Source organism: Deltaproteobacteria bacterium (assembly GCA_020848905.1).
Lineage (GTDB): Bacteria > Myxococcota_A > Polyangia.
In genome coordinates this window covers 1-2,546 of the sequence record JADLHG010000024.1, presented here as the reverse complement: position 1 = coordinate 2,546, position 2,546 = coordinate 1, and the positions used below count along the sequence as shown (strand labels likewise).

The following is a 2,546-nucleotide window of genomic DNA, read 5'->3' as shown; positions in this document are numbered from 1 at the left end:
GCGGAGGAGGGGGGCGCGGGGGGAGGAGGCGGGCGATGACGTCCCGCTCGCGACGGCCGGTCGCCTTCCCCCCCCGCCGCCCCCCCCTTCCCGAGGCCCTTCTTGCGTCCGGCGCCCCCCCGTGCCGAACCGGGCCGGGGTATCCTCCGCCCGGGAGGTCCCTCCACGTGCCGGACAGGCCTGAGATCTTCATCAGCGCCACGTCCCGGGACCTCGGCTCGTGCCGACGCTCGGTGATGGAAGCCTTGCTCACGCTGGGGTGCGTGCCCGTCGAGCAGACGAGCTTCCCGCCCGACGGCCGGTCCGTGCGCGAGATGCTGCGGGGTCGCATCGCGGGCTGCCAGGCCGTGATCCACATCGCCGGACGGCTGTACGGCGCGGAGCCCACCGAGCGGGCGGACGGGGAGCCCCGGCGAAGCTACACCCAGCTCGAGTGGGACGTGGGGCGGGAGCTCGGGAAGCGCCTCTACGTGTTCGTTTGCGGGGAGGGCTTCCCGTACGACGCGCACGAGCCCGAGGACGCCGAGCGCCAGGCTCTGCAGCGGGCGCATCGAGCGGCGCTCCAGCGGGGCGATCATCTCTTCGAGGCCGTCGCGACGCGGGAGCAGCTGTCCGCGCGCGTCCATGCCCTGCAGGATCGGGTCGAGCACCTCTCGGCCGACCTCGGGCGATCGCGCCGATGGCTCCGGCGAGGGATGGTGGCGAGCCTCGGGATCGCCGCGCTGCTGGGAGGGGGCCTGTGGTGGCTGTACGGTCGCACCACGTCGACCGACCGGACGGTCGCCGCGATGCAGACGGAGCTCGATCGTCAACGGAGCTACCTACGGAGCGTCGCCGAGGTGTACGCGCTGCAGTCGGCCCAGCTGGCGAAGCTCCACCTCACCGACGAGGAGCTCCTCGAGCGCGCGATCGAGGGCGTGGCGCGCCGCGAGCAGACGCCGGCCGCGGAGATCCGCGCCGGGATGGCGCTGTTCGTGGCGGCGGTCAACGCGGATCCGGCTGCGAGCGAGATGGACCGGGCGTTGGCGGCATTCGGCGAACGCAGGTTCTTCGCAGCAGCCGAGAACGCGGGGCTCGCGGCGCAGAGCGCCCAGAGGCGGCGTCTGGCGGCCGAACGGCTGGCCGCCCGCGCGACGCGGGAGGCCGACGCGGCGCGCGACCAGGAGCGCGAAGCACGCACGCTGGAGGGTCAGTCCCTGGATGCGGCCGGGAAACACGTCGCCGCCATGACGGCGTTCGAGGGCGCCCTCGAGCTGGCCCCGCGATCGGCGCATCCCACGGCGTGGGCGGACCTCGAGCACGCGCTGGGCGACGCGACCTTCGCGGCGTCGGCCGCCGCCGAGGGCCCGGCCATCCCCACGTTGCGGTCGGCGGCGATCGCAGCCTACCGAGCCGCCCTCGAGGTGCGCACCCGAGAGGCGCACCCCCTCGACTGGGCGATGACCCGGAACAACCTGGGCGCCGCGCTCGGGGAGCAGGCGACCGAGGCCGACGGCGCCGACCGCACGCGGCTGCTGACCGAGTCGATCGCGGTGTACCGATCGGTGCTCGAGGTCTACACGCGCGAAGCCCAACCCGAGGACTGGGCGTTGGCGCAGAGCAACCTCGCCACCGCGCTCGGCGCAGTGGCCAGCGACGCCACGGGGTCCGACCGCGTACGGCTGTTCAACGAGGCCGTGACGGGCTACCGCAGGGTGCTTTCGGTCCATACGCGCGAGGCCCTGCCCCAGGAGTGGGCGCAGACGAGGCACAACCTCGCCGCGATGCTCGTGAACGAGGCGAGCGGGTCCGAGGCGGCCCGACGCGCGCTGCTGCTCGATGCGTCCATCCGGGCGTGCAGCGCTGCGCTCGAGGTGCGTACGCGAGAGACTCGGCCCGAGCACTGGGCAGACACGCAGACGACGCTCGCCATCGCCCTCCGCAAGCGGGCCGCCGAGTCTTCTGGCGCCGAGCGCGCCCGGCTGCTGGCCGAGTCCGTCTCGGCGTGTCGAGCGGCGCTCGAGGTGCGCACCCGCCCGGCGCAGCCCCAGGACTGGGCGACCACCCAGAACGAGCTCGGCTCGGCGCTCGGGGATCAGGCGTACGAAACCCAGGGCGCCGAGCGCACGCGGCTGCTCACCGAGGCCGTTGCGGCGTATCGTTCGGCCCTCGAGGTGGACACGCGCGATGCCCGTCCCCAGAGCTTCGCGATGGCGCAGAGCAACCTGGGCAACGCGCTCGGGGATCTGGCCGACGAGTCCGAAGGCGCCGAGCGTGCGCGGCTGCTGACGGAGGCCGTCGCCGCCCATCGCGCCGCCCTCGGGATCCACACGCGCGAGGCGCTTCCCCTGCGTTGGGCGACGACGCAGTACAACCTCGCCTCCGCGCTGTGGCGGCAGGCGCGCGGCGTGCGTGGCGACGAGCGCGTGCGTCTCCTGGCCGAGACCGTCCAAGCCTATCGGTCCGCACTCGAGGTCCGAACGCAGGAGGCCCTGCCCGAGGAGTGGGCGACGACCCAGTACAACCTGGGGCTCGCGCTGTGGGATCAGGCCTGGTTCTCGGACGAG

General features: G+C 73.8%; 1 protein-coding gene. It reads left to right on the top strand.

The features are described from left to right. Positions 1 to 167: 167 nt before the first annotated feature. A partial coding sequence (locus tag IT371_10110) for a DUF4062 domain-containing protein (GenBank protein MCC6748001.1) occupies positions 168 to 2,546 on the top strand: 2,379 nt, incomplete at its 3' end.